Source organism: Achromobacter ruhlandii, assembly GCF_002082135.1.
Taxonomy (GTDB): Bacteria; Pseudomonadota; Gammaproteobacteria; order Burkholderiales; family Burkholderiaceae_B; genus Achromobacter; species Achromobacter ruhlandii.
This window is the reverse complement of record NZ_CP017433.1, coordinates 2,041,494-2,065,004: the sequence shown is the minus strand read 5'-3', so window position 1 is coordinate 2,065,004 and position 23,511 is coordinate 2,041,494. Positions and strand designations below refer to the sequence as shown.

Here is a 23,511-nt window from a genome sequence, read left to right as displayed (position 1 = left end):
AGCTTGCTGGGGTCTTGTCTGTCATCAGTACTGTCCTTGCTGCGCGTGTGGTCCGATTCCGGTTGGCCGGGACAGTCGCCGGCGACCCGTCAGGAAAAACTTCAACCCTAACGCGCGCTACGGCGCATGGGATTGACGTGCATCAATGCTTGTAACATTCTTGCAGCAATATCCGGCCCGGGCCGCGCCCCGTGGCGGCATGGCCGCCGCTACACTGCAGCCTTCCCCCCGCTCCTTTCCCTTGCATGTGGTCCTTGCTCAGACGCCTGCTCGACGGCCCGCCCGCCCCGCCCGATCCGTACGCCGAAACCATCCAGTTCGACGACGCCGGCTTCACTCGCGCCCTTGGCCCCGCCGACGGCCCGGGCCGCCGCCAGTTCTGGCCGTGGGACGATGTCTGCGAATTCGGTTTCCGCTTCACCCCGGCGCTGTTTCCGGACCCGTGGATCGGTGATTGCATGGAAGGACTCTGGTATCTCCGGGTACGCGACGAAGGCGCATTGATGGCGGTGGAGTTCGGCCAGGAACATCTCGATCCCGACGCCCTGCCGGCCGCCCTGCTGCGGCACATGCCAGGCCTGGACCGGCGCGCGCTGCGCGATGGCCTGGCGGTCGCGGCGCGGGGGCCTCGCCACTTCGCCGGCGAGGGCGAATGGGTGGGCTGGCGGCGCGATCCGCATTGCGCCTGAAAAGGTCGCACGGTAACATCTGATGCTAAATATTTCGTGATCGCCGCTTCCGTGGACACGCGCACAGAACCCACCTTGAGTCCGGAAGGCGCCGACACGCCGCCATCGCCCCCGCCGGCCACCGCCCCCGCGCGACCGCGGCCAAGCCGCGCGCTGCGCGCCTGGACCTGGATCCTGTACCTCGGCTTGTGGCTGGCCGTGCTTGCGTTCAAGCGCGATAGCGCGCCCGTCGGGGCTGACGCCGCCGAAGCGCTGGGCTATCGGGTCGGCAGCGCGTTCGGCAGCGCCCTCGCGCTGCTGCTGCCCGCCGCCATCGCCATCGCGGCGCTGTCGCTGTTCAAGCGCTTGCGCACCCCGCTGCACCGCATGCGCATCGCCTTCGCCACGGGCCTGGTACTGGCGGCGGTCGCCGTCACCCTGGCCGGCCTCTCGGCCTACCGCGAAGCGCAGAAGGCCACCGCGCTGGCCGAGATCCGCCGCACCGGCGAATGGATGCGCGCCGCGCTCAACGCCCCCGACCACCCGCCCGGCGACGTGCCCGACATCGACACCACGCCCAAGGCGCGCGGCGTGTATGGCGAGATCGAACGCGGCGTCAAGATCCTCCTGGCGCAGCGCGTGGCGCAGTACCGCGCCTACATGCGCGAACTGGACGAGGTGCGCTTGTCCGAACTGTTCATCCCCAACCGGCTGGCGCGCGATCGCGGCATGGTGGAAAGCCGGCTGATCCTGGAGCAATCGCAGCGCGTGGTGCGGAAATACAGCCAGCAGAACCAGCGGCTGCTGGCGGACGTGCCTGTCACCATCCGCACGCTCGATCTGAGCGAGGAGCAGAAGAACCGCATGGTCGAGGGCGCGATCAAGGCGCGCCCGCAGCAGAAGGCGACGCTGGCGCGCAACTGGGACCTGGAGCGCCAAACGCTGGACGAATTCGAAAAGATGATCAACCTGCTGGACGACAACCGCCGCGCGTGGCGCGTGGAGCACAACGAGATCGTGTTCGACCGCGACAGCCTGTTGAACCGGTTCCGCGCGCATCAACTGGCGGTGCGCCAGTTGACCGAGGAACGGGCGCGGCTGGAATCGCAGCAATTCGACAGCCTGACCTCGGCGCTGCGTTGACGCCGCCGATGGCGTCCCGGGTGAACCGCGGCCCGACCGCCCTGGCCCATGAACGTCCGGCCCGTGGCGGGCACGGCGCTCCCGAGGCCAGCGCGCCCGGGCACGAAGGCGTGCCGGGCGCGATCACGCGTCAGCTTGCCGCCTGATCCAGCCCCTGCTTGAGATCGGCCAGAATGTCGGCGGCGGTTTCCAGCCCGACCGACAAGCGCAGCAGGCCTTCCGACAGACCATACTTTTCACGATCCTCGGCCGTGTAGCTGGCGTGCGTCATGGTGGCCGGATGCTGAATCAGCGTTTCCGGATCGCCCAGGCTGACGGCGATGCGCGCCAGCTTCAGGCTGTTCAGCAGGCGCCGGCCCGCGGCCAGCCCGCCCTTCAACTCGAACGCCACCAGCCCGCCGCCGGCCGCCTGCTGGCGCTGCGCGATCTCGGCGCCGGCCGTGCCCGCGAGGCCCGGATAGAACACGTCGGCCACGGCCGCGTGTTCGCGCAGGAACTTCGCCACCTTCAATGCCGATTCGCTGTGACGCTCGACCCGCAATTCCAGCGTCTTCAGGCCGCGCAGCACCAGGAAGGCGGTGAACGGCGACAGCGTCGCGCCGGTGAAATAGCGCAGCCCCTGCAGGCGGATCGTGTCGATGTGCTGCTTGCGACCAACCACCGCCCCGGCCAGCAGGTCGCCGTGGCCGCCCAGGTACTTGGTGGCCGAATGCAGCACGATGTCGGCGCCGTGTTGCAGCGGCCGTTGCAGCACCGGCGTGGCGAAGGTGTTGTCGACGATGGTCAAGAGCCCCTTGCCGCGCGCGATGGTCGAGATGGCGGCGATGTCGACCAGCCGCAGGTTGGGGTTGGCCGGCGTCTCGAAATAGACCGCGCGGGTCTTGGGGCCGATGGCGGCGGCCACGGTTTCCGGGCGCGTGAAGTCGGCGAACACGGCGTTGATGCCCAGCCGCGGCAGCCCCTGCGCGAACAGCGTGAAGGCGGTGCCGTAGACGATCTGGTCGACCACGATCTCGTCGCCGCTTTGCAGCAGCGACAGCAGCGTGGCCGAGATCGCCGCCATGCCCGACGCGGTGACCACGCCGGCCTCGGCGCCTTCGAGCGAGGCCAGCCGCTCTTCCAGCAGGGCCTGGGTCGGGTTGCGGGTGCGGCCGTAGACGTAGCCCGATTCTTCGCCCAGGCGGATGCGGTCGAAAGCCTCGATGCTGTCCTGGGTGTAGGTGGAGGTCAGGTAGAGCGGCGGCGACAGCGCGCCCTGCTCGTCCAGCGGGTCGTAGCCCAGGTGGATGGCGCGGGTGGCGAAGCCGTGGTGTTGCGAGTCGGACATGGATACCTCCGGGAATCAGCTCGGGGATGCGGACGGCGCGGCGCCGTCAGCGCTTGTGGTCGGCGCGGCGCGACAGCCATTCGCCGGTGAATTGCACGATCGAGACCAGCGCGATCAGGATCACGATCACTTCGAACATCACGCGGGTCTCGTAGCGCTCGTAGCCGTAGCGGATGGCCAGGTCGCCCAGGCCGCCGGCGCCCACCGCGCCGGCCATGGCCGAGGCGTTGATCATGGCGATGACGCTGACGGTCATGCCGCCGATGATGCCGGGCAGCGCCTCGGGCAGCAGCACATGGCGCACGATGTGCCAGCGGCGGCAGCCCATGGCGCGCGCGGCCTCCACCAGGCCGTGATCGACATCGTTCAGGCTGACCTGGGCGATGCGCGCGAAGAACGGCACCAGATTGGCCGACAGCGGCACGATGGCGGCCCAGGTGCCGAGCGTGGTGCCGACCAGCATGCGCGTGAACGGCAGCATCGCCACCAGCAGGATGATGAAGGGGATGGCGCGGAACGTGTTCACGGTGATCGACAGCGCTTTGTTCAGGCGCGGCCGCGGATACAGGTTGCCCGGCGCGGTGACGGTCAGCACCACCGCCAGCGTCAGGCCGGCGGCGATCGCGATGAGCGCGGACACGCCCACCATGGTCAGCGTCTGCAGGAAGGCCTGCAGGTATTTATCCAGCATCGGCAGCGACATAGCCCAGTACCTCGATCTGATCGGCCACCAGCGCGGCGCGCGCGGCCTCTTCCTGTAGAACGGCGGCCGGCACCGACACCAGCAGGCTGCCGTGGGCGTGGCCGCGCAGGCGGTCCAGCCCGCCGTGCAGCAGCGTCGCGCCCGGACCCAGCGCCGCCAGCGCCTGCAGCGACACGCCCTCGGGGCGGCCCTGGCCGGTGAAGCGCAGGCGCAGCACCGCCAGGCCGGCCCTGCCCGCCAGGCCCGCCAGCTCCGGCACCAGCCGCGCGGCCAGGTCGGCCGGCAGGTCATGCTGCAAGGGCCGCAACAGCGCGCGGGTGGCGTCGGCCTGCGGATTGCCGAACACGCGCCAGACTCCGCCGTGCTCGACCTTGCGGCCGCCATCCAGCACCAGCACCTTGTGGCAGACCTCGCGGATCACCGCCATGTCGTGCGTGATCAGCACCACCGTCAGGCCCAGCTTGCGGTTGATGTCGCGCAGCAGCGCCAGGATCGACTGCGTGGTTTCGGGGTCGAGCGCCGAGGTGGCCTCGTCGCACAGCAGGATCTCCGGGTCATGCACCAGGGCGCGGGCGATGCCCACGCGCTGCTTCTGCCCGCCGGACAGCTTGGACGGATAGGTGTCGGCCTTGTCGCGCAGCCCCACCAGGTCCAGCAGCGCGTCGACCTTGGCGCGCGCCTCGGCCGGCTTGACGCCCGCCACGCGCAAGGGCAGCGCCACGTTCTGCGCCACCGTCTTGGCCGACAGCAGGTTGAAGTGCTGGAAGATCATGCCGATGCGGCGCCGCAGGCCGACCAGCGCGTCCTCGTCCAGGCCGCCGACGTCCACGCCGTCAACCCGCACCTGGCCGGCGCTGGGGCGTTCCAGCATGTTGATGGAGCGCAGCAGCGTCGACTTGCCGGCGCCGCTGCGGCCGATGATGCCGAACACCTCGCCGCGCCCGATGGAAAAGGAGATATCGGCCAGCGCCGTTACCGTGCCCCGCGGGCCCTGGTAGCGTTTCTGCAGTCCGTCGAAAACGATGTGGGCGTCTTGCGCCGCGGCGGCGGCGGGCCGCAGGGCCGGATCCGCCAGGGGGATGTCGTGTTGCATCATGCTGTGTTCCCGAGCCGCCCGCGCGGCGGCGCGTGCCGCTCCGCGAGCGAGGATGGCGGCGGCGCCGGCTGGCGCCGCCGCGCCTTCCGGCTCAGAAGACCGGAATCACCGAGCCTTCGTACTTGCTCAGGATGAACTGGCGCACTTCCTCGGAGTGATAGGCCTTGACCAGCTCGGGCACCCAGGGCGCGTTCCTGTCTTTCTCGCGCACGGCGATGATGTTGACGTAGGGGTTGTTCTCTTTCTTCTCGACCGCGATGCCGTCGCGCGTGGCGATCAGCCCGGCCTGGTAGGCGAAGCTGTTGACGATGGCGGCGGTGTCGACGTCGGGCAGCGAACGCGCCAGGACCACCGAGGCGCTTTCGACGAAGTCGAGCTTGCGCGGGTTGGAGGTCACGTCGGCCAGCGTGGCGGTGCCCGTGGCCGGATCGAAGCCGTCCTTGAGCGTGATCAGGCCCTGGTCGCGCAGGATCACCAGCGCGCGGGTCTGGTTGCTGGGGTCGTTGGGGATGCCGACCTTGGCGCCCTCGGGCAAGGCCTGCAGCGACTTGTATTTCTTCGAATAGAAGGCGATGGGCGAGATCAGCGTATTGGCCACCGACACCAGCTTGTAGCCGCGCTGCTTGATCTGGTCGTTCAGGAACGGGATGTGCTGGAACGCGTTGGCGTCCAGGTCGCCGTTGTTGAGCGCCTCGTTGGGGCTGGCGGTGCCGGTGATGACCACCGGTTCGACCGCCAGGCCGTTCTTCTTGGCGACCTGCGCCACCACTTCCCAGATCTGCTCGTCGACGCCGCCGCGCACGCCGACCTTGAGCGGCTTGGGATCGGCCGAGAAAGCCGGCCCGTGGAACATGGCGGCCGCGGCCAGCACGGCGCCCAGCAGGGCCTTGGCCAGCGTGCCCGCGCGGGCGGTGTAAGTGCGGGGAGTCATATGGAAATCGCCTCTCAGTCGATACGGTTATGAGCAGACGATTCTAGGGATGGCCCCTGCGCGCGCGAACGAATAGTTGGTTGAGTCGTTATTACAGGGGCGTTTGGATATGGCGCCGGCGCATAAGTGGCGCCCTGCCGCGACCATGACGCGCGCGGGCAAGGCTTGGCCGCGGGACGCGGCCAGGCGCCACGCCCCGCCTCAGAACGGCTTGACCACCACCAGCGTCACGATGACCGCCGCGGCGACCACCGTGAGCGGCGCGTACAGGTCGACCAGCGGCGCGCGCTTGGCGCTGCCCTGGGCCTGGCGGCGCAAGGCCGCGCTCTGCACGCCCAGCAGGCCCGACAGGACCAGCGCCAGCGCGATCTTGATCCAGATCCAGGTCATCGCGAACCAGCCGAAGGTCACGGCCAGGTGCAGGCCGACCAGCCACGCCAGCACCATCGCCGGCGTGGTCACGAGCAGCGTCCAGCGGCGCAGCGCGCCCAGCATCCTGCGTTCCTTGGGCGCCTCGTCGCTGTCGGGCGGCTGCGACGACAGCAGGAACAGCGACACGAACAGGGAGCCGCCCAGCCATGCGACCACGGCGGCGACATGCAGCATTTTGAGTAATTGGTAGGTCATGCGCGCGATTATCGCCGCAGCGGCGGGCGCCGGGGTGGGATCGGGTGCGACGGGTTTGCGCTGCGGCAAAGACCGATGCCGGCGTTCACGGCGCCAGCGCCTTCAATACCCGCAACGCCAGCCGCACCCGCGCCTCATTCGGATAGTTGCGGTTGGCCAGGATCACGATGCCGAGCTTGCGCGACGGCACGAACGCCACGTAGGCGCCGAAACCGTTGGTGGCGCCGGTCTTGTTGATCCACACCGCCTGCTGTGGCGCCAGCGGCGGTTGCAGGGCCTTGACCGGCAGGGTCTCGAACGCGACCTGGGCGGAATTGCCGTGCACCAGCTCGTCCACCGACACCGGGTAACGGTACTGCTCCCAGATCAGGTCCTGCGTCATCGCGCCCAGCTGGTAATAGCCGGTGTGGGTCTCGGCGATGGCGCGCTGCAGCGTGGCATCGACCGGCGCGGTGCCCAGGTTGATCTCGACGAAGCGCAGCATGTCGCGGGCGCTGGACTTCACGCCATAGGCCTCGTCGGCCAGCACGCCCGGGTTCACGCGCACCGGCGCATCCTGCTTGTCGTAGCCCTGGGCGTAGTCGGACATCTTGCCCGGCGGCACTTCCAGGTAGGTATCGCGCAGGCCCAGCTTGGGAAACAGCCGCTGCTCCATCGCCACCACGTAGGGCTCGCCCAGCGCGCGCGCCGCCACCACGCCCAGCATGCCGATGCTGGGGTTGGCGTAGGTGCGGCGCGTGCCGGGCGCGTACCGCGGGGTCCAGGCCTTCAGGTAGTCCATCAGTTGCGCCATGCTCTGCACCGCGTCCGGCACCTGCAAGGGGAAGCCGCCTGCGGTGTGCGTGGCCAGGTGCACCAGCGTCAGCCTGGCGAATTCGCTGCCTTGCAGCTCGGGCACCCACTTGGCCGGGCTGTCGGTGAGCGACAGGCGGCCCGTGGCCTGGGCGTAGGCGGCCAGCGTGACGGTGAAGGTCTTGCTGATCGACCCCAGTTCGAACAGGGTGTCGCTGGAGACCGCGCGGCGCGGCGCGCGCGAGGCGTCGCCGTAGTTGAAGAAGCGCTGCTCGCCGTCGCGGCTGACGCCGATGGCCATGCCGGCGATGCCGTATTCGCGCATGACCTCGGCCACGGCGGCGTCGACGGCGGCGGTGGCGCGATCGGCCTTGGCGGGCGTGGATGCCGGCGTCGCGGATGCCTTGGCGGTGGATGCCGGCGAGGATGCGGGTGTGGATGCGGGTGTGGATGCGGGCGTGGATGCGGGCGTGGATGCGGAGGTCGATGCCGTGGCGGCCTTGGCAGCGGGCGCTTGCGCAACGGCCGGGCTGGCCGAGGCCGCGCCGGCCAGGGCCAGCGTCGACGTCATGGCCAGCAGGGAAATACGGAACATTGCCGGAACGCGCATGCGGGGTCGTCCTTTCGTTTTCCGGCCGGCGCGTGCCGGCGGTTCGGCGCCCAGTGTAGAGCCAATCCGGCGCCTCCCCTGGTATTAACCCTGAGTCCCGCGCGCGACGAATTTTGGCTATTCTCGGTGCGTCGATTCAAAACCCCGCAGAAGAGTCCCGCCCCCGTGGCGGGCGCCGACGGAGCAACCGCCCCGGAAACTCTCAGGCAACAGGACTGCGCGGTCTAGACAATCTGGAGAGAGGCGCCTGGCGCCCACCGAAGGGGAACCCGCGCCGCCGCGCCCGGGTGAAGCTCTCAGGTACAGAGACAGATGGGGTGCCACGATCATTGGGTCGTGGCCACGCCATCTGGAGCCATCATGCCCCGCATCGCCATCATCGGCGCCGGTATCACCGGCGTCACGTCCGCCTACGCCTTGAGCAAACTGGGCTATGACGTCACCGTCTACGACCGCCAGCGCTATCCCGCCATGGAGACGTCCTTTGCCAACGGCGGCCAGCTGTCCGCCAGCAATGCCGAAGTGTGGAACAGCGCCGCCACCATCATGAAGGGCCTGCGCTGGCTGGGCCGCCACGACGCGCCGCTGCTGCTCAATCCGCGCCCGAGCTGGCACAAGTATTCGTGGCTGGCCCAGTTCATGGGGCAGATCCGCAACTACCGCCAGAACACCATCGCCACCACCCGCATGGCAATCGAAGCGCGCCAGCACCTGTACGCCATGGCCGAGGAGGAAGGCATCGACTTCGACCTGGAGCGCCGCGGCATCCTGCACATCTACCACGACGCCGCCAGCTTCGAGACCGCGCGCCGCGCCAATGCGCTGCTGCGCGAAGGCGGACTGGAGCGGCACGCCGTCACGCCGGAGGAAATCCGCGGCATCGAGCCGACGCTGCAGACGCCCTGCCACGGCGGCTTCTACACGCCGTCCGACGCCACCGGCGACATCCACAAGTTCACCAGCGGCCTGGCGCAGGCCTGCGCGCGGCGCGGCGTGCGTTTCGAACAGGACGCGGACATCCGCGCCATCAGCCGCGACGGCCTGCCCTACGTGCTGGATATCGCGCGTGAAGAAGGCGCGCGGCGCGAACAGCACGAAGCCGACGCCATCGTGGTCTGCGCCGGCGCCGCCAGCCGCCAGTTCGCGCGGCAACTGGGCGACCGCCTGAACATCTATCCGGTCAAGGGCTATTCGATCAGCGTGCACCTGGACGACGCCGCGAGCCAGGCCGCCGCGCCCACCGTGAGCCTGCTGGACGAGGCCGCCAAGATCGTCACCAGCCGCCTGGGCGACCGCTTCCGCGTGGCCGGCACCGCCGAGTTCAACGGCTTCAACCTGGACATCCGCGCCGAACGCATCCAGCCGCTGGTGGACTGGACGCGCCGCCATTTCCCCGGCGTGCGCACCGCGCGCGTGGTGCCATGGTGCGGCCTGCGGCCGATGATGCCCGACATGATGCCGCGCGTCGGCCCCGGTAAGCGGCCGGGCGTGTTCTACAACACCGGGCATGGGCATCTGGGATGGACGCTGTCGGCGGCGACCGCGCAAATGCTGGCGGCGAGCGTCAGGCAGGCGGTGGCGTTGCCTTAAGCCCATTGCAGGAGATGGCACGCCGGGAGATCATGACCGCGATGGACAAGCGCACCAAAAAGCGGCCATGGTTCTCCCGGGGACAATAAGACCCACCCCAATTCATGGCCGGACTAAATAAAGACTACAATCAGTCTATACCCTAACCACAGGGAGTCCGCGCCATGAAGTATTCGACCCAAGTCAAACCCATCTCCTACCTCAAGAGCCACGCCGCCGAGATCGTCACGACGTTGACCGAAACACGCGAACCCCTGCTCATCACGCAGAACGGCGAAGCCAAGCTCGTCGTCATGGACGTCAAGAGTTTCGAGGAGCAGGAGCAAGCGATGGCCCTGCTACAGCTGCTTGCCCACGGACGGCGGGAAATCGAGGAAGGCCGGGTCTCGCGTGCCGCAGACGTGTTCGCCCGCATAGATGCGTTGGATGAGGAAGACGAAGAGTGAACCATCAAGTTCTTTTGCTTGATGGCGCCGAAGAAGACCTGCGAGAGATACGCCGCTATATCCGCAAGCACTTTTCGCAAAAGACATGGCTGACGGCCTATTCGAAGATCAAGCGAGCCATTCAAAACCTGGAACAATTCCCCCAATCCGGGCATACGCCAGCGGAACTTCCCGCCACGCATTTCCAGGAGATCATCGCGGCAAAGAATCGGGTGATCTATGAAGTGATTGGTACAACCGTGTACGTCCACCTCATTTGCGACTACCGGCAGGACTTCAAGTCCAAACTGGCGCGCAGGCCGCTACGCCACCTTGGCAAGCGATAGTCGCAGCTTGCGCGCCCTGCGGGTCAGACAACGGCAAGATGCCCCGCCTCTTCCCGCAGCCATGCCCGCAATGCCGCCACACGCCGGTCATCGGCATCGCTAGCGCGCCAGCAGTTGCGGCACCGACGACGCCAGCAGCGTCAGGCCCGAGCACGTCAGCAGCCCCAGCACTACGCGACGGAACGTCACGTCGGAAATGCCGATATACAAACGCGTGCCCAGCAGCGTGGGGATCAGCATCGCCGGCGCCACCACCGCGAACATCGGCGCCATGTCGCGCGTAACGATGCCGGTGGCTAGGTAGATCGCCATGGTCACCGACAGCATCGACAGATTGAAGTTCTGGATCACGGCGCGCTGCGTGTCCTTGTTGAAGCCGCGCAGGGTGCACCACAGCGTCGGCACGCTGCCGGCAAAGCCGCCGATGCCGCCCAGCACGCCGCCCGCCAGCCCCACCGCGCCATCGCCCCAGCGGTTGCCGCCGATGCGCGGCAGCCGCTGCGCCATCAGCATCACCGGGCACCACAGCGCCAGCAGCGCGCCCAACACCGCCTTGAACCAGTCCATGTCCAGGTGCGGCAGGACCAGGACGCCCAGCGGAATGCCGGCCAGGCCGCCCAGCAGGAAAGGCCACAGCAGCGCCCAGTTGAAGCCGCGACGCACCGAGAACACCGCCAGCAATTGCCCGGTAAGCGCGCCGAACACCGCCAGTGCCGCCGCCAGCCGGGGGTCCAGCACCCAGGCCCAGAACGACATGGCCACCATGCCGAAGGCAAAGCCCGACAGGCCCTGCACGAACCCCGCCACGGCCGCGCCGATGGCGACTATCCACACCGCATCCATTGCCCTGCGTCTCCTTGTCGTCGCGTCCGCTGGCAGGCCGTTCGGCTCGCCCGGATCTCGTGACGGCAGATTCTAGGCGCGCATCGCGGCGCCCCTATTTGAAGTGCTGATGACGCGATAGGTTTTCGGTGATGGCGGCCGCGATCACAGGAAGATCGTGCCGCGCAGGTACAGCGCGGCCTGGCCGCTGATGATGACGCGGCCGTTGTCGCGCAGTTCGCAGCGCAGTTGGCCCTTGCGCGCCCCGCCCTGCTCGGCAGTCAGTTCTGTCTTGCCCAGCCGCTCGCCCCAGTACGGCGCCAGCGAGGTATGCGCCGACCCTGTCACTGGGTCTTCGTTGACGCCGACGCGCGGGCCGAACCAGCGCGACACGAAGTCGTAGCGAGCGGACGGCGCCGTCACCGCCACGCCGCGCACGTCGAACGCCGCCAGCGCGGCGAAGTCGGGCGCGAGGCCGTCGATCAGGCTTTCGTCGTCGATCACCACCAGGTAATCGTCGGTGCGATACAGCGCGCGCGCCGCCGGCAGGCCGAGCGCGCGCAGAAGGCCCTCGGGGATGGCTTCGGCCACGGGCTGCCTGGCGGGGAAGTCCATCGCCAGCGCGTCGCCGGCGCGCCGTACCCGCAGCTCGCCGCTGCGGGTGGCAAAGCGCAGCACGTCTTCGCTGGCGCCCAATTGCTCGAACAGCACCCAGGCGGTCGCCAGGGTCGCGTGTCCGCACAGGTCGACCTCGACCTTCGGCGTGAACCAGCGCAGCTCGTGGACGTCGCCGCGGCGCACGACGTAGGCGGTCTCGGACAGGTTGTTCTCTTCGGCGATGCGTTGCAGCGTGGCGTCCGGCAGCCACGCCTGCAGCGGCACCACGGCGGCGGGATTGCCGCCGAAGGGCACGGCGGAAAAGGCGTCCACCTGGTAGAGATCGAGTTTCGGCATGAGAAATCCTGGAAAAACGGTGAAGGCGGGACACGTCGCCGCCATGCCGCATTTTGCTACGAAACGCCCGCGACTTCCCGCAGCAGCGCCTCCAGGCCGTCCAGGTCCGCTTCCTGGCGCGCGCTGTAGCCGATCACCACGCCCGCCGGCCAGGACACGCGCCGGCAGAATTGCGCGACCGGCTGCAGGCCCAGGCCCCGCGTGCGCGCCCTTGCCAGCAGCGCCGCCACGTCGAAGCCGGGCGGCGGCCACCACACCAGGTGAAAGCCCGCATGCTCGCCGCTGACGCGCAGCGGCGCCGCGCCCGCCGCCTGGCGCAGCATGCGCAGCACCCGGTCGCGCCGCTGCGCGTAGATCGCCCGCGCCCGCCGCACATGGCGCGCGAAGCCGCCGCTTTCCAGGAACGCCGCCAGCGTCATCTGCTCGACGATGCTGCTGGAGCGTCCCGTCAGGTAGCGGGCGCGGGCAAAGTCCGCCACCAGCGGCCGCGGCAGCACCGCATAGCCGATGCGCAGGGCGTTGTACAGGGTCTTGTTGAAACTGCCGCAGTGGATCACGCGGTCGGCGCGGTCCAGGCTTTTCAGGGCGGCCAGCGGCGCGCCGTCGTAGTTGAATTCGCTGTCGTAGTCGTCGTCCAGGATCCAGCAGCCGGCCTGTGCCGCCCAGTCCAGCAGCTCCAGGCGGCGCGACACCGGCATGGTGACGCCGGTGGGCGACTGGTGCGCCGGCGTCACGTGCACCAGCCTGACGCCGCGATGGCGGCGGGCGCGCGCCACCGAAAAGCCGTGCTGGTCGATGGCCACCGGCGCCACGCGCCGCGTGTACTGACTGAACAGCGGCAGGGCGTTGAGGTAGCCGGGGTCCTCGACCAGCACCTTGTCGCGCGGCGTGAGCAAGAGGCGCGCGCTGAGGTCGAGGCCGTCGCGGATGCCGGTCAGCACCACCACCTGGTCGGCGTCGCAGGCAATGCCGCGCGCCGCGCCGAGGTAACGCGCGATCTGTTCGCGCAAGGGCTGCCAGCCCTGGGGATCCTCGCGCGCCAATTGCGCCGCCGTGACGCGCCGGGCGCTGGCCAGCAGGCCCTGGCGCCAGGCCGCCATGGGAAACAGCGAGGCGTCGGCGCCGCGCGCGGTGAAGGGGGGCTCGTGCCGCAAGGGGGGAACCGAATGGTCGGCATCCCGGTCCGGGCGTGGCGCGCGGCCCGCCGCGGGCGGCGCGTCGGACGTGGCGGCAGGCGCCGTGGCCGCGTCGCCCGGCAGTCCGTGGCGAAAGAAATTATCCGGGATGACCGCCGCCACATAGGTGCCGGACCCGACCGCGCCGGCGGTATAGCCTTCGCCGCGCAACTGGTCGTAGGCGGCCTCGACGGTGGAACGGGCGACGTGCCAGCGCGCCGCCAGGCTGCGGGTGGATGGCAGCCGCCCGCCCGAGGGCAGGACGCCGCGCAGGATGCGTTCGCGGATCTGCCGGTACACCCAGGACTGCTTGGATTCGTCCGGGCGCGGCGAATCGACCGGCAGGTCCAGGCTGGCCTCCTGGCGGGTGTCGCGAGAAAGTGGCTTGGTCTGGTTCATGAAAATGGCCCTATTTCATCGGGCCATTCTATCGCTACATTGCCCCCATCGCCCCCTGGGGCACGCCACCGGAATCGCGCCATGTCCACGCCCGCCCACACCATCACCCTCGCGCACGGCTGCTTCACCAGTGATGGCAGCACCTCGATCCTGGAGGCCGCGCTGGCCCAGGGCGTGGCCGTGCCGTTTTCCTGCCAGCGCGGCGAGTGCGGGTCGTGCCGGGCCCAGGCAGCCGGCGGCGCCTACGCCCGCATCGCGCCGCCCACCGAGCGCACCTATGTCACCGCCCCCGACGAACTGCTGATGTGCCAGTGCCGCGCGGCCGGCGACCTGACGCTGCGCTTTGCGCATTGGCAGGCGCCGGCGCAGCCCGCGCGCCAGTACCCGGCGACCGTGCTGTCGCGGGTGCCGCTGACCGCCGATGTGACCCAGCTGATCGTGGCGCCGCGCGATGCCGCCGGGGCCTTCGCCTGGCAGGCCGGGCAGCATGCGCGCTTGCTGATGGACGATGGCGGCGAGCGCCCGTTCTCCATCGCCAGCGTGCCGGTCGCGGCCGGCCCCGCCCGGCTCGAATTCCATATCCGGCGCGTGCCCGGCGGCGGTTTCACCGACCGGGTGCTGCCACGCCTGATGCCCGGTGACACGCTGACCCTGACGGGTCCGCATGGCGCCTGTGTCTGGCCGGCGCGGGGCTGGCCCGAGGCGGTCGAACACCTGGTGCTGCTGGCCACGGGCACCGGCTATGCCGGCGTCCACGCGATCATGATGACGGCATTGCAGGACCCGCGCATCAAGCGCGTCACGCTCTACTGGGGCGGCCGCGACGAAGACGACTGCTACGCGGCGCCGCGGCTCAACGCGCTGCAGGGCAAGCACAGCGGGTTCCAATGGCAGGCGGTGCTGTCGCGAACGTCCGCCGTGCCCGCCTGGCACGTGCAGGACGCCGCCCTGGCGGCGAACCACGACTGGCCGCGCACGGTCGCCTACGCCTGCGGCAACCCGGCCATGGTGCGTGCGGCGCGCGAACGCCTGTGCGCGGCCGGCCTGCCGCCGGACCGCTTCGTGTCCGAGGCTTTCGTGCCGGCGCGGGACCGGCCCGCCACGCACGTCGCGCCGGCCCCCGCCCACCCGTGGGAGCAGGTGGGCCCGCGCTTCAGCCTGGACGGTATCCTCGACGCCCGCCGCCGCTCGCGCGAGGCGGTGCGCGAGATTGCCGCGCTGCTGCGGCCCGGCATGACCACGCGCGAGGCGGTCACGGCGGCCGATGCCCACCTGCGCCGCATGGGCGCCTCGCACAACTGGCACCCGACCTACGTGCGCTTCGGCCCCGACTCGCAGTCGCCAGCGGTGCAGCCCACCGATTTCCAGCGCCGGCTGCGCGACGATGACGTGTTCGTGGTGGACATCGGCCCGGTCTGGGACGGTTACGAGGGCGACTATGGCGATACCTTCGTGCTGGGCGCGGATGCCGACCGCCGGCGCTGCGCCGAAGCCGCGCGCCAGGTGTTCCGGCGCACCCGCGAGGACTGGCTGCGGGGGCTGACCGGCGCGGCCCTGTACGACCGCGCCGAGGCCCACGCGCGCGACTATGGTTGCGAACTGGTGCGCGAGGTGCCGGGCCACCGGGTGGCGGATTTTCCGCACGCGCTGTACGGCAGGCATCAGCTGGCGCAGGCCGGGTTCGTGCCGGCCGACGGCATCTGGGTGCTGGAGATCCAGGTGCGCGACCGGACGCTGCCGATCGGGGCGTTCCATGAGGACGTGCTGTTGCGGGAGATGGCCTGACCCGCGGCGGGCGAACACCCTAGGGTTTGTCCCAATGCCACCCGTGTCGATCCGGGGGAAGCTCGAACGTCGTCCCGGTACGCCCACCACTTCCCATCAAAGGGGGATTCATCATGACGACTGGCACCGTAACCCTGCACCGCGTCCTGCGCGCCGCGCCCGCGACCGTGTATCGCGCCTTCCTCGAACCCGACGCCGTGGTGAGGTGGTTGCCGCCCTATGGCTTTACCTGTGAAGTCTTCGAACTGGACGCCAAGGTCGGGGGCCGGCACCGCATGGCGTTCCGCAATTTCGGCAGCGGTCACGCCCACGGCTTCGGCGGCGAATACCTGGAACTGGTGCCGGGCGAGAAGATCCGCTACACCGACGAATTCGACGAACCCAACCTGCCCGGCCGGATGCAGACCACGATCACGCTGCGCGCGGTGTCCTGCGGCACGGAAATGACGGTGGTGCAGGAGCACATCCCGGCGGTGATCCCGCCGGAGATGTGCTACCTGGGCTGGCAGGAATCGCTGGCCCAGCTGATGCGGCTGGTCGAGCCGCAGATTCCCGAGTGAAGCGGCCGGCGCGAGGGTCAGCCCGCGCGCTCGGCCAGCGCTTCCAGCAGTTCGGCCGACGGCACGAAGAACAGGCTGCCGGTGACGGCGCGGCTGTAGTCGAGCAGACGGTCGTAGTTGCCGGCGGGACGGCCGACGAACATGTTCTCCAGCATCTGCTCGATCGGCGCGGGCGAACGCGCGTAGCCGATGAAATAGGTGCCGAACTCGCCCGCGCCGGCGCGCCCGAACGGCATGTTGTCGCGCAGGATCTTGACCTCCTGGCCGCCTTCGTCCAGGGTGGTCAGGGCGCTGTGCGAATTGCTCGGCTTGACGCCGTCGGGCAGCTCGACGTTGCTGAGCTTGCGGCGGCCGATGATGCGTTCCTGCTCCTCGGTGGGCAGCGCTTCCCAGCCGGTCATGTCGTGCAGGTACTTCTGCACCAGCACATAGCTGCCGCCGGCGAACGCCGCGTCTTCGTCGCCGATCAGGGTGAAGCCGGGCAGCTCGAAGGCTTGCGGGTTCTCGGTGCCGTCGACGAAACCGATGATGGCGCGGCGGTCGAAGTAGCGGAAACCATGCACCTCGTCGACCACCGTGGCGGCCGAGCCCAGCCCCGCCACCAGCAGCGCGGCCAGCTCGAAGCAGGCGTCCATGGCTTCGGCGCGGATGTGCAGCAGGATGTCGCCGGGCGTGGACACCGCGACGCGTTCACCGCTGCCGATTTCGCGGAACGGGTGCAGCGAGGCCGGCCGCGGCGCGCCGAACAGCGTGTTCCAGGCGGCCGAGCCGAAGCCACAGACACAGGACAGATCGGCGGCCACGGCGCGCGTGCCGACGGTGCGCACCAGCGTGGCCACGTCTTCGCACCAGGCGCGCACGGCGGCGGCGTTGTCGGCGCCGGGGTTCAGCGTGGCGACGATGAAGATCGCATAGCGGGCGTTGGGGCGGAGGACGGCCTGCGGTTCTACGGGTTTTTCGGACATGGGATCGGGCTGCGGCCCGCGAGGGCCGGAAGGATGAATGAGGCGCCTGCAATATAGCCGACTCGCCCCGCGTCTCACACCTGATCGTGGCCCAGGCATTGCCGCAGCGCCGCGGCGAACGCCGTGGGCCGCTCCAGCATCATCAGGTGGCCGCAGTCGTCGAGCACCTGATGGCCGGCGCAGGCGCGCCAGGCCCACTCGGGCACGTCCCAGCCATCGTGCGAACGCCGGCCCGACAGCAAGTACACGGGGTGGCGGGCGAACACCTGCCGCAATGCCGGCAGATAATCCGGCGCGCCCGTGACCGCGACCACCGAGGCCGCCATGGCGCGCAGCGTGGCCGCCGGCTGTAGAGCGAGCCAGCGGCTGGCCACCGCCCGCCAATGCGGAGCCGGCGCATCGACCGCGCGCGCCAGCCAGGCCAGCGGGTCGGCGCGGAATCCCTCCAGCATGGCCTCGGCCGCGGCGGCGTCCATGCGGGCGACCGAGGCCGACCAGAAAGCGTCGGCCAGGGTGAAATTGCCTTCGACGTTGACGATGCGGCGCACGTGTCGCGGATAGGCGTGGGCCAGCAGCATGGCGACCGCGCCGCCCACTGAATGTCCCACCAGATCCACGGCCTCGCCGGGAAAGTGCCGGTCGAGGTAAGCGCGCAAGTGCTCGACCTGGGCCGGCAGCGAAATGCCGGCGGCGGGCATGGACTGATGCGGCCCGTAGCCCAGCAACGGCGGGGCCACGTGGCCAGCCAGCCCCCCGGGCGAGTCGAACGCGCCGATCAGGCCATGAATGCGGACGACGGGCGGCGGCGTCATGCGACGCGGCTCCCGGCGGCGCCGTCCTGCGCCAGCTCGGCGGCCAGTTCCTCCAGCTCCAGGCAGTGGGTGCGGTCGTGGTCCAGCAGTTCGCGCACGATCTGCTCCAGCGTCATGCGGTGCAGGCCGTCGCGCAGGCCGCAACGCGCCAGCGTGGCGGCATCCAGCGGACGCAGCGCGGCGCACAAGTGTTCGCGGCCGCGGCGGAAGGCGGCCAGGGCAAGCTCCGGGTCCTGGTCCTGATAGGCGCGCTCGGCCGCCAGGGCGGTGCCGTCGACGCAAGCGATGACGGGCAGCGGCATCGTGCGGATGGCTTCGATGCGCTGCGCGAACACACTGTCCAGGTCGCGCAGGTGACAGACGTGCTCGGTCATCGAAAAGCCGGTGCCGGCGGGCCGCCGACGGCGCCAGGCCGGGGCGATGGCCGCCATCCGCGCGGCCAGCGCCTCGGGCATGCGGGCCAGGCCGGCGACGACCTCGGCGAACGGCAGCACCACGGGCCGCGGGCTGAACACCGCGCCATAGCTGAAGACCGCGCCGCCGATGCGGCCGCGCGCCTGCACCACCTCGTGGCCCTGGCGCCGCATGCGGTCGGCCACCAGCGCGCCGCAGAACTGGCGGGCGGTGGTGTCCTGCGCCACTTCGGGGAATCTTTCCTGGATGTCGTCGGCAATGGCGGCGACGGCGGCCACGCCGACCCGCGACAGGGCCGCGTATTCCGCGTAGCGCGCGGGGTCGTCGATAAGCGCCTCTAGCTGCTGGCCCAGGGGGGTGGCGCGGAACCGGTCGAAACGGGAATGCATGAAGGGGGGAGGTCTTTATAACAGCTCAAAACGATACGTTACCTTGCGCCCGCCCGTCAAGGCCCGGCCGCTGTCGCCGAACGGTCACATTGCCGCGTCACCATCGCGCATCATGACGACCCCAGCGGCAGCGGCCGACTACCAATCCGACATCTCCGGCCTGATCTGCGCGTTCCGGTTCGCCGGCGGCGGCCCCGCCGCCGAGATCGCCTCGCCCGCGGTCGCCGACCTGCTGGCGCGCGCCGCCGAGGCCGGCGCCGATGACGGCGGCGACGATGGCGCCTTCCTGTGGCTGCACCTGAACCTGTCGCAGGCCGGCTGCGTGCGCTGGCTGCAAGCGCACCTGAACCTGCCCGAGACCTTCATCGGCATGCTGGGCGCGGACGCCCATTCGACCCGCATCGAACAGCACGAAGGCACGCTGGTGGCGGTGTTCAACGATGTGATTTTCGATTTCGACCGCACGCCGGCGCAGGTCTCGACGCTGTGGGCCTGCGCCCATCGCAAGCTGCTGGTCACGTTACGGCGCAAGCCGTTGCGGTCGCTGGACCGCCTGCGCGAACATGTGCGGCGGGGCGAGCCGTTCGGGTCGCCCGCCGAGCTGCTGACCCACCTGATGCGCGACCAGGCCGACCTGATGATCGAGATCGTGCGCAAGGCCAGTGTCGACGTCGATGCCATCGAGGACCATTTCCTGGCCGCGCGCGGCGGCCCGGGACGGCTCGACCTGGCGGCCACCCGCCGGGTGCTGGTGCGGCTGCAGCGCACGCTGGCGCCCGAACCCGGTTCGGTATTCCGCCTGCTGGCGCGTCCGCCGGCCTGGCTGCGCCCGCGCGACGTGCAGGAACTGCGCGAGTCGACCGAGGAATTCTCGGTGGTGCTGGGCGACATGGCCGGACTGGTCGAACGCATCAAGTTGCTGCAGGAGGAAATGGCGGCGCGGCTGGACGAACAGAACAACCGCACGCTCTTCACCCTGACGCTGGTGACGGTGCTGGCGCTGCCCATCAACATCATGGCCGGCCTGTTCGGCATGAATGTGGGCGGCATTCCGCTATCGGACGACCACCATGGCTTCTGGATCATCTGCCTGCTGGTGGCGGCCTTCACGGGCTTCGTGGCCTGGCTGGCGTTCCGCCGGCGCCGCATGGGCTGAAGCTCGCCGCCGCCGGGCGTCGCGGCGACAATGCGCGCGCTGCTCCCCCAGGGCGCTACTGGTAGCGTTCGCGATAGCCCACCGGCGACATGCCGCAATACTTGTTGAAGATGTCGCGGAAGGCCTTGGTGTCGTTGTAGCCGACCTCGTACATCACTTCGGCCACGCTCTTGCGCGAGCTTTCGAGGCGCTTCTTGGCGGCCTCGACGCGCACCCGCTGCAGGTATTCGACAATGCTGTTGCCGGTGGCCTGGCGGAAGCGCCGTTCCAGCGTGCGGCGGCCCATGGCGTGGCGGTCGGCCAGGTCCTCGACGGTGATCTTCTCGGTATAGCGGCTTTCGATGTAGTCCTGCACCGCGCGCACCACCTGGTCGGCGTGCGACTTGTGGCCCATGAACACCGAGAACGGCAGCTGGCTCTGGCGGCTCCAGTCCAGCTGGAAATACTTGGCGCACCAGATGGCGGTGTCGCGGTCGGTGTATTTCTCGATCAGGTGCAGCACCAGGTGCGCGGCCGAAAAGGCGCCGCCGCTGGTGTAGATGCCGTTGCCGGACTGGACCACGCGGTCGCAGCTCCAGTCCACCGCCGGGAACAGGCTGGCGTACAGGTTGCGCGCCGCCCAGTGCACCACCGCCTGTTGGCCATCCAGCAATCCCCCGGCGGCCAGCAGCGCCGCGCCCAGGCACAGGCTGGCCACTTCGCCGCCGCCGCGGTAGTGGCGGGCCAGCCATTCGATCAGTTCGCGGTTGGACAGCACCGCGTCGGACACCGCGCCCAGCAACGGCGGCGCGATGCAGATGTCGATATCGCGGGCCTCGTCCAGCACCAGGTCGGCCTGCACCGTGATGCGGCCGTCGTCCAGGCTGACCTGGCGCGTGGCGGCCAGCGTGCGCACCGTGAAGCGCGGCGGCCGGCCCTGCGCGGCCAGGTATTCGTTGGCCACCAGGAAGCCGTGCCGGGCGGTTTCCAGCGAGGCGATATTGGCGCCGCCGGGCAGCAGGAAAGCGATGTTTTTCATGCCGCCAAGCATACGCCTGCGGCCTGTCGCAATCCACCCTCAAGAATGTCGCAAACGCCTATCTGAAAGCGCCGCCGATCCCGATACAGTGACATCTGCCGGCACCGCTGCCGACACGACCGGCGCGCAAATGCGGGTTGCGCGCCAGTCCCACACAACAACACGGAGTCAAGGAGCATCAGATGGAACAGTACATAGACGGTTACCTGTTGAGCGTGCCCAAGGCCAACATCGAGACCTATCGCAAGATGGCAGAGCTGGCCGGCTCGATCTGGCTGGAGAACGGCGCGCTGGAATTCCGCGAATGCGTCGCGGACGATATCGACGGCGAGGGTTTCGGCTCGTTCAGCGCGGCGGCCAGCGCGCGCGAAGGCGAGACGGTGGTGTTCTCGTGGATCGCGTTCGCCAGCAAGGCCGACCGCGACCGCATCAACGCCAAGGTCATGGCCGACCCGCGCCTGACCGGCATGTCGTGCGAGGGTGTGTTCGACTTCAAGCGCATGTGCTGGGGCGGCTTCACCACGCTGGTCGGCAAAACGGCGCGCGCCCAATAAAAAAAACGGCGGTCCTGTCGATCCCGGCGGCCGCCATTCGTCGTGGGACAAGGACGGGCGCAGGCGCGCCGGCGCCCCGCCCTGCCCGCAGGCATTCACCTTCAACCAGGAATTTCGGAGACACATCATGGCGACCCCCGCAAAGCAGGCCATTCCCGACGGCATGCACACCCTGACCCCGCACATCGTGTGCGAAGGGGCCTCGGATGCCCTCGCGTTCTATCGCAAGGCGTTCGACGCCCAGGAACTGGCGCGCCTGCCCCGCCCCGACGGCAAGATCATGCACGCGGCCATCCGCATCGGCGATTCGGTGATGATGCTGATGGACGACTTTCCCGAATGGGGCAGCCTCGGGCCCAAGGCGCTCAAGGGCACGCCGGTGACGCTGCACCTGTACGTCAAGGACGTTGATGCGGCCATGAAGCAGGCGGTGGCGGCCGGCGCCCAGGTCACCATGCCGGCGGCCGACATGTTCTGGGGCGACCGCTATGGGCAGGTAGTGGATCCGTTCGGCCATCGCTGGTCCATCGCCACCCACAAGGAAGACCTGACGCCCGAGGAAGTCCAGGCGAACCTGGCCAAGCTGGGCCCGATGGAAGGCTGCGGCGATCCCGCCCACAAGCCCGGCTGACGGCGCGTCGCCGGGCGATGCCCGGCGCCCGCCCGCCGCGCGCCGGATGGGGCGGCGCCCCCCCGCCGCTCGCGCTCAGGCCGGATACGGCCCGAGGAAGTCCAGCTTGCCGATCGCCACGCCGGCGTGGCGCAGGATGTCGTAGGCGGTGGTGACATGGAAGTAGAAGTTCGGCAGCGCGAACGTCAGCAGATAGGCATCGCCCTGGAACTCCGGCTTGAACTCGCCGAAGCTGAGCGTGACCTTGCGGCTTTCGGCGCCGTCGAGCTTGTCGGCCGGCACCGAGCGCAGGTAGGCAATGGTGTCGGCGACGCGCTGTTGCAGCTGTTCGAACGTGGCTTCCTCGTCGGGAAAGCGCGGCGACTCGACCTGCGACAGGCGCTGCACGGCGAACTTGGAGGCGTCGCTGGCGCGCTGCACCTGGCCCGACAGCGGGTACATGTCGGGCGCCAGCCGGGCGTTGACCAGCTCGGCCGGATCGATGCCGTTGGCGGCCGCGTGGGCCGCGCCTTTTTCCAGCAGCGCGGCCAGCACGGTCAGGCCGCGGATGAAGACAGGCACCGAGGCCTGGTACATGGTCAGGGACATGATGAGGTTCCGAAAAAAAGCGTTGCCGGCCGGCGCGCGACAGGGCGCCGGGTCGCCGGACGTGCCGCGATATTAGCGCCGACCTGGCGTGCGCGGCGGGCGCCGGCGGCGACATATGCATATGCGTTTTTCGAACAATAGCGCGGTTGCCGGCCTGGCGCGAGCCCGACTGGCGATCCGCTCGCCCGTCCTATGCGGCCACGCGCCGCTGCCCCTGGAAGAAGCGCCAGATCAGCGCCGAGGCGTCCGGACCGCTGCGCGCGTGATAGCGCACCGAAGCGTCGCCGCCGCTCCAGCCGTGCTCGACGCGGGTGATCTCGCACAGGCGCAGCACCGTCTTGCGGTTGCGCAGCAGGTCGACGCGGCGGTAGGCCTTCTCGGTGCCCAGGCCCAGCACCCGCTCGACCGTGGGCACCTCGGCGCCCAGGCCATTGACCGCGCGGAACTGTTCGAACAATTGCCGGGCGTTGCGCGGCGCGACCGCCGGGTCCATCTGCCCATGCAGGATCATGGCCGGCATGCCCAGGTGGAACACCGCCGGGTCGGCCACCTCTTGCAGCAGCTGCGGCAGCGCCTTGATCGAGCCGCGGCGCATGGTGTGCAGGCCGGCCGCGGCGTTGTTCGCGTCGCCCACCACCGGCCCCGAATGCATGGCCAGCGCCGCGATCAGGGCGGGATGGCGCAACGCCACCAGGGCCGCCATGCCGGCGCCGGCCGACAGGCCGGCGATGTAGACCCGCTCCGGATCCAGCCCATGGCGCGCCACTTCGGCCTGGATCAGCGCGGCGATCAGGTCGGCCTCGGCGCCGCCGTGCTGCGCGTCGGGCTGGAACCAGCGCCAGCAGCGCTGCACCTGGCGCGTCATGGACTGCTGCGGATAGAGCACCATGAACCCGCCGGCGTCGGCCCACTGGTTCATGCGCGAGCCGCGCGCGAAGGCCAGCGCGGTCTGGCGGCAGCCGTGCAGCATCACCACCACCGGCATGCCCTGGCGCGCCGCCGTCGGCGGGGTATAGCGGGCGAAGGTCAG

General features: G+C 69.5%; 25 protein-coding genes and 2 riboswitches. Of the genes, 10 read left to right on the top strand and 15 right to left on the bottom strand.

The window, feature by feature from the left end; all coding sequences use genetic code 11:
- Nucleotides 1–245: 245 nt before the first annotated feature.
- Together AruCF_RS09355 and AruCF_RS09350 are read left to right on the top strand one after the other, a co-directional pair.
- The gene (locus tag AruCF_RS09355; protein ID WP_054419686.1) at nucleotides 246–689 is read left to right on the top strand and encodes a hypothetical protein; all 444 of its coding nucleotides are present in this window, start codon (nucleotides 246–248) and stop codon (nucleotides 687–689) included.
- Between the two features lie 36 nt (nucleotides 690–725).
- Nucleotides 726–1,811 carry a hypothetical protein gene (locus tag AruCF_RS09350; protein WP_157130036.1) on the top strand — a complete coding sequence of 362 codons (1,086 nt, stop codon included), beginning with the start codon at nucleotides 726–728 and terminating at the stop codon, nucleotides 1,809–1,811.
- A 130-nt stretch (nucleotides 1,812–1,941) separates the two neighbouring features.
- Here the strand turns inward: AruCF_RS09350 and AruCF_RS09345 are convergent, their stop codons facing one another.
- From AruCF_RS09345 to blaELC, 6 genes are all read right to left on the bottom strand, one after another.
- The gene (locus AruCF_RS09345; RefSeq protein ID WP_083036674.1) at nucleotides 1,942–3,138 is read right to left on the bottom strand and encodes a trans-sulfuration enzyme family protein; all 1,197 of its coding nucleotides are present in this window, start codon (nucleotides 3,136–3,138) and stop codon (nucleotides 1,942–1,944) included.
- A gap of 46 nt (nucleotides 3,139–3,184) precedes the next feature.
- Nucleotides 3,185–3,841 (bottom strand): methionine ABC transporter permease, encoded by a 657-nt coding sequence (locus AruCF_RS09340; RefSeq protein ID WP_026383015.1) that lies wholly within the window; start codon nucleotides 3,839–3,841, stop codon nucleotides 3,185–3,187.
- The gene (locus AruCF_RS09335; protein WP_083036672.1) at nucleotides 3,819–4,937 is read right to left on the bottom strand and encodes a methionine ABC transporter ATP-binding protein; all 1,119 of its coding nucleotides are present in this window, start codon (nucleotides 4,935–4,937) and stop codon (nucleotides 3,819–3,821) included. Before AruCF_RS09335 ends, AruCF_RS09340 begins: the two co-directional genes overlap by 23 nt.
- Before the next feature lie 91 nt (nucleotides 4,938–5,028).
- The gene (locus AruCF_RS09330) at nucleotides 5,029–5,868 is read right to left on the bottom strand and encodes a MetQ/NlpA family ABC transporter substrate-binding protein (protein WP_054501990.1); all 840 of its coding nucleotides are present in this window, start codon (nucleotides 5,866–5,868) and stop codon (nucleotides 5,029–5,031) included.
- A 201-nt stretch (nucleotides 5,869–6,069) separates the two neighbouring features.
- A complete protein-coding gene (locus AruCF_RS09325) occupies nucleotides 6,070–6,495 on the bottom strand; it encodes a CopD family protein (protein ID WP_054419679.1) in 426 nt (141 codons plus the stop codon).
- Between the two features lie 85 nt (nucleotides 6,496–6,580).
- Nucleotides 6,581–7,897 carry an ELC family class C beta-lactamase gene (gene blaELC, locus AruCF_RS09320; protein ID WP_254431184.1) on the bottom strand — a complete coding sequence of 439 codons (1,317 nt, stop codon included), beginning with the start codon at nucleotides 7,895–7,897 and terminating at the stop codon, nucleotides 6,581–6,583.
- 137 nt (nucleotides 7,898–8,034) lie between these two features.
- Nucleotides 8,035–8,125: riboswitch (glycine riboswitch) on the top strand.
- A gap of 1 nt (nucleotide 8,126) precedes the next feature.
- A riboswitch (glycine riboswitch) is annotated at nucleotides 8,127–8,213 on the top strand.
- Between the two features lie 44 nt (nucleotides 8,214–8,257).
- On the opposite strand from blaELC, the gene AruCF_RS09315 reads away from it, so the two are divergent.
- From AruCF_RS09315 to AruCF_RS09305, 3 genes are all read left to right on the top strand, one after another.
- On the top strand, nucleotides 8,258–9,487 hold the full coding sequence (locus tag AruCF_RS09315; RefSeq protein ID WP_063570290.1) for a D-amino acid dehydrogenase: 1,230 nt from the start codon (nucleotides 8,258–8,260) through the stop codon (nucleotides 9,485–9,487).
- 164 nt (nucleotides 9,488–9,651) lie between these two features.
- Nucleotides 9,652–9,933: a type II toxin-antitoxin system Phd/YefM family antitoxin gene (locus AruCF_RS09310; protein WP_054419673.1), complete on the top strand. Its 282-nt coding sequence runs from the start codon at nucleotides 9,652–9,654 to the stop codon at nucleotides 9,931–9,933.
- Nucleotides 9,930–10,259 carry a type II toxin-antitoxin system RelE/ParE family toxin gene (locus AruCF_RS09305; RefSeq protein ID WP_063570289.1) on the top strand — a complete coding sequence of 110 codons (330 nt, stop codon included), beginning with the start codon at nucleotides 9,930–9,932 and terminating at the stop codon, nucleotides 10,257–10,259. Before AruCF_RS09310 ends, AruCF_RS09305 begins: the two co-directional genes overlap by 4 nt.
- Nucleotides 10,260–10,358: 99 nt before the next feature.
- On the opposite strand, the gene AruCF_RS09300 is transcribed toward AruCF_RS09305, so the two are convergent.
- The 3 genes from AruCF_RS09300 to pdxR form a co-directional block, all read right to left on the bottom strand.
- The gene (locus AruCF_RS09300; RefSeq protein WP_063570288.1) at nucleotides 10,359–11,102 is read right to left on the bottom strand and encodes a sulfite exporter TauE/SafE family protein; all 744 of its coding nucleotides are present in this window, start codon (nucleotides 11,100–11,102) and stop codon (nucleotides 10,359–10,361) included.
- A gap of 144 nt (nucleotides 11,103–11,246) precedes the next feature.
- Nucleotides 11,247–12,035 carry a PhzF family phenazine biosynthesis protein gene (locus AruCF_RS09295; protein WP_063570287.1) on the bottom strand — a complete coding sequence of 263 codons (789 nt, stop codon included), beginning with the start codon at nucleotides 12,033–12,035 and terminating at the stop codon, nucleotides 11,247–11,249.
- A 56-nt stretch (nucleotides 12,036–12,091) separates the two neighbouring features.
- A complete protein-coding gene (gene pdxR, locus AruCF_RS09290; RefSeq protein WP_083036669.1) occupies nucleotides 12,092–13,609 on the bottom strand; it encodes a MocR-like pyridoxine biosynthesis transcription factor PdxR in 1,518 nt (505 codons plus the stop codon).
- A gap of 81 nt (nucleotides 13,610–13,690) precedes the next feature.
- On the opposite strand from pdxR, the gene AruCF_RS09285 reads away from it, so the two are divergent.
- Together AruCF_RS09285 and AruCF_RS09280 are read left to right on the top strand one after the other, a co-directional pair.
- Nucleotides 13,691–15,394 carry an NAD(P)H dependent flavin oxidoreductase family protein gene (locus tag AruCF_RS09285; RefSeq protein WP_063570285.1) on the top strand — a complete coding sequence of 568 codons (1,704 nt, stop codon included), beginning with the start codon at nucleotides 13,691–13,693 and terminating at the stop codon, nucleotides 15,392–15,394.
- Nucleotides 15,395–15,507: 113 nt separating this feature from the next.
- Complete coding sequence (locus tag AruCF_RS09280; protein WP_063570284.1) at nucleotides 15,508–15,954, top strand: SRPBCC family protein; 447 nt, start codon at nucleotides 15,508–15,510, stop codon at nucleotides 15,952–15,954.
- A gap of 17 nt (nucleotides 15,955–15,971) precedes the next feature.
- Here the strand turns inward: AruCF_RS09280 and AruCF_RS09275 are convergent, their stop codons facing one another.
- The 3 genes from AruCF_RS09275 to AruCF_RS09265 all read right to left on the bottom strand — a co-directional run bounded on the left by AruCF_RS09275 (nucleotide 15,972) and on the right by AruCF_RS09265 (nucleotide 18,534).
- Nucleotides 15,972–16,919, bottom strand: coding sequence for a Dyp-type peroxidase (locus tag AruCF_RS09275; protein ID WP_063570283.1), 948 nt, complete (start codon nucleotides 16,917–16,919; stop codon nucleotides 15,972–15,974).
- Between the two features lie 74 nt (nucleotides 16,920–16,993).
- Nucleotides 16,994–17,731, bottom strand: coding sequence for an alpha/beta fold hydrolase (locus AruCF_RS09270; protein ID WP_063570282.1), 738 nt, complete (start codon nucleotides 17,729–17,731; stop codon nucleotides 16,994–16,996).
- Nucleotides 17,728–18,534, bottom strand: a complete 807-nt coding sequence (locus tag AruCF_RS09265; protein WP_059271635.1) for a DinB family protein — start codon at nucleotides 18,532–18,534, stop codon at nucleotides 17,728–17,730. Before AruCF_RS09265 ends, AruCF_RS09270 begins: the two co-directional genes overlap by 4 nt.
- A gap of 112 nt (nucleotides 18,535–18,646) precedes the next feature.
- On the opposite strand from AruCF_RS09265, the gene AruCF_RS09260 reads away from it, so the two are divergent.
- The gene (locus tag AruCF_RS09260) at nucleotides 18,647–19,690 is read left to right on the top strand and encodes a transporter (protein WP_063570358.1); all 1,044 of its coding nucleotides are present in this window, start codon (nucleotides 18,647–18,649) and stop codon (nucleotides 19,688–19,690) included.
- 55 nt (nucleotides 19,691–19,745) lie between these two features.
- Here the strand turns inward: AruCF_RS09260 and AruCF_RS09255 are convergent, their stop codons facing one another.
- Nucleotides 19,746–20,720 (bottom strand): GlxA family transcriptional regulator, encoded by a 975-nt coding sequence (locus tag AruCF_RS09255; RefSeq protein ID WP_054419652.1) that lies wholly within the window; start codon nucleotides 20,718–20,720, stop codon nucleotides 19,746–19,748.
- Nucleotides 20,721–20,890: 170 nt separating this feature from the next.
- Here AruCF_RS09255 and AruCF_RS09250 point away from each other — a divergent pair, with 170 nt between their 5' ends.
- Nucleotides 20,891–21,262: a DUF1428 domain-containing protein gene (locus tag AruCF_RS09250; protein ID WP_054419649.1), complete on the top strand. Its 372-nt coding sequence runs from the start codon at nucleotides 20,891–20,893 to the stop codon at nucleotides 21,260–21,262.
- Nucleotides 21,263–21,389: 127 nt separating this feature from the next.
- On the top strand, nucleotides 21,390–21,893 hold the full coding sequence (locus AruCF_RS09245; protein ID WP_054419646.1) for a VOC family protein: 504 nt from the start codon (nucleotides 21,390–21,392) through the stop codon (nucleotides 21,891–21,893).
- Nucleotides 21,894–21,968: 75 nt separating this feature from the next.
- Here AruCF_RS09245 and AruCF_RS09240 read toward each other — a convergent pair whose 3' ends face one another.
- Together AruCF_RS09240 and AruCF_RS09235 are read right to left on the bottom strand one after the other, a co-directional pair.
- On the bottom strand, nucleotides 21,969–22,481 hold the full coding sequence (locus AruCF_RS09240; protein WP_054419645.1) for a DUF1993 domain-containing protein: 513 nt from the start codon (nucleotides 22,479–22,481) through the stop codon (nucleotides 21,969–21,971).
- Between the two features lie 190 nt (nucleotides 22,482–22,671).
- Nucleotides 22,672–23,511 (bottom strand): extracellular catalytic domain type 1 short-chain-length polyhydroxyalkanoate depolymerase (locus AruCF_RS09235; RefSeq protein WP_254431183.1); only part of this gene is annotated, 840 nt, incomplete at its 5' end.

Bases quoted from the DNA above. Each gene is read 5' to 3' on its own strand.
- AruCF_RS09250 (WP_054419649.1), top strand. From the start codon at position 20,891: ATGGAACAGTACATAGACGGTTACCTGTTGAGCGTGCCCAAGGCCAAC.
- AruCF_RS09265 (WP_059271635.1), bottom strand. From the start codon at position 18,534: ATGCATTCCCGTTTCGACCGGTTCCGCGCCACCCCCCTGGGCCAGCAG.
- AruCF_RS09255 (WP_054419652.1), bottom strand. From the start codon at position 20,720: ATGCTTGGCGGCATGAAAAACATCGCTTTCCTGCTGCCCGGCGGCGCC.
- AruCF_RS09275 (WP_063570283.1), bottom strand. From the start codon at position 16,919: ATGTCCGAAAAACCCGTAGAACCGCAGGCCGTCCTCCGCCCCAACGCC.
- AruCF_RS09300 (WP_063570288.1), bottom strand. From the start codon at position 11,102: ATGGATGCGGTGTGGATAGTCGCCATCGGCGCGGCCGTGGCGGGGTTC.
- AruCF_RS09295 (WP_063570287.1), bottom strand. From the start codon at position 12,035: ATGCCGAAACTCGATCTCTACCAGGTGGACGCCTTTTCCGCCGTGCCC.
- AruCF_RS09280 (WP_063570284.1), top strand. From the start codon at position 15,508: ATGACGACTGGCACCGTAACCCTGCACCGCGTCCTGCGCGCCGCGCCC.
- AruCF_RS09285 (WP_063570285.1), top strand. From the start codon at position 13,691: ATGTCCACGCCCGCCCACACCATCACCCTCGCGCACGGCTGCTTCACC.
- AruCF_RS09240 (WP_054419645.1), bottom strand. From the start codon at position 22,481: ATGTCCCTGACCATGTACCAGGCCTCGGTGCCTGTCTTCATCCGCGGC.
- AruCF_RS09245 (WP_054419646.1), top strand. From the start codon at position 21,390: ATGGCGACCCCCGCAAAGCAGGCCATTCCCGACGGCATGCACACCCTG.
- AruCF_RS09335 (WP_083036672.1), bottom strand. From the start codon at position 4,937: ATGATGCAACACGACATCCCCCTGGCGGATCCGGCCCTGCGGCCCGCC.
- AruCF_RS09310 (WP_054419673.1), top strand. From the start codon at position 9,652: ATGAAGTATTCGACCCAAGTCAAACCCATCTCCTACCTCAAGAGCCAC.
- AruCF_RS09325 (WP_054419679.1), bottom strand. From the start codon at position 6,495: ATGACCTACCAATTACTCAAAATGCTGCATGTCGCCGCCGTGGTCGCA.
- blaELC (WP_254431184.1), bottom strand. From the start codon at position 7,897: ATGCGCGTTCCGGCAATGTTCCGTATTTCCCTGCTGGCCATGACGTCG.
- AruCF_RS09330 (WP_054501990.1), bottom strand. From the start codon at position 5,868: ATGACTCCCCGCACTTACACCGCCCGCGCGGGCACGCTGGCCAAGGCC.
- AruCF_RS09260 (WP_063570358.1), top strand. From the start codon at position 18,647: ATGACGACCCCAGCGGCAGCGGCCGACTACCAATCCGACATCTCCGGC.
- AruCF_RS09270 (WP_063570282.1), bottom strand. From the start codon at position 17,731: ATGACGCCGCCGCCCGTCGTCCGCATTCATGGCCTGATCGGCGCGTTC.
- pdxR (WP_083036669.1), bottom strand. From the start codon at position 13,609: ATGAACCAGACCAAGCCACTTTCTCGCGACACCCGCCAGGAGGCCAGC.
- AruCF_RS09355 (WP_054419686.1), top strand. From the start codon at position 246: ATGTGGTCCTTGCTCAGACGCCTGCTCGACGGCCCGCCCGCCCCGCCC.
- AruCF_RS09315 (WP_063570290.1), top strand. From the start codon at position 8,258: ATGCCCCGCATCGCCATCATCGGCGCCGGTATCACCGGCGTCACGTCC.
- AruCF_RS09340 (WP_026383015.1), bottom strand. From the start codon at position 3,841: ATGTCGCTGCCGATGCTGGATAAATACCTGCAGGCCTTCCTGCAGACG.
- AruCF_RS09345 (WP_083036674.1), bottom strand. From the start codon at position 3,138: ATGTCCGACTCGCAACACCACGGCTTCGCCACCCGCGCCATCCACCTG.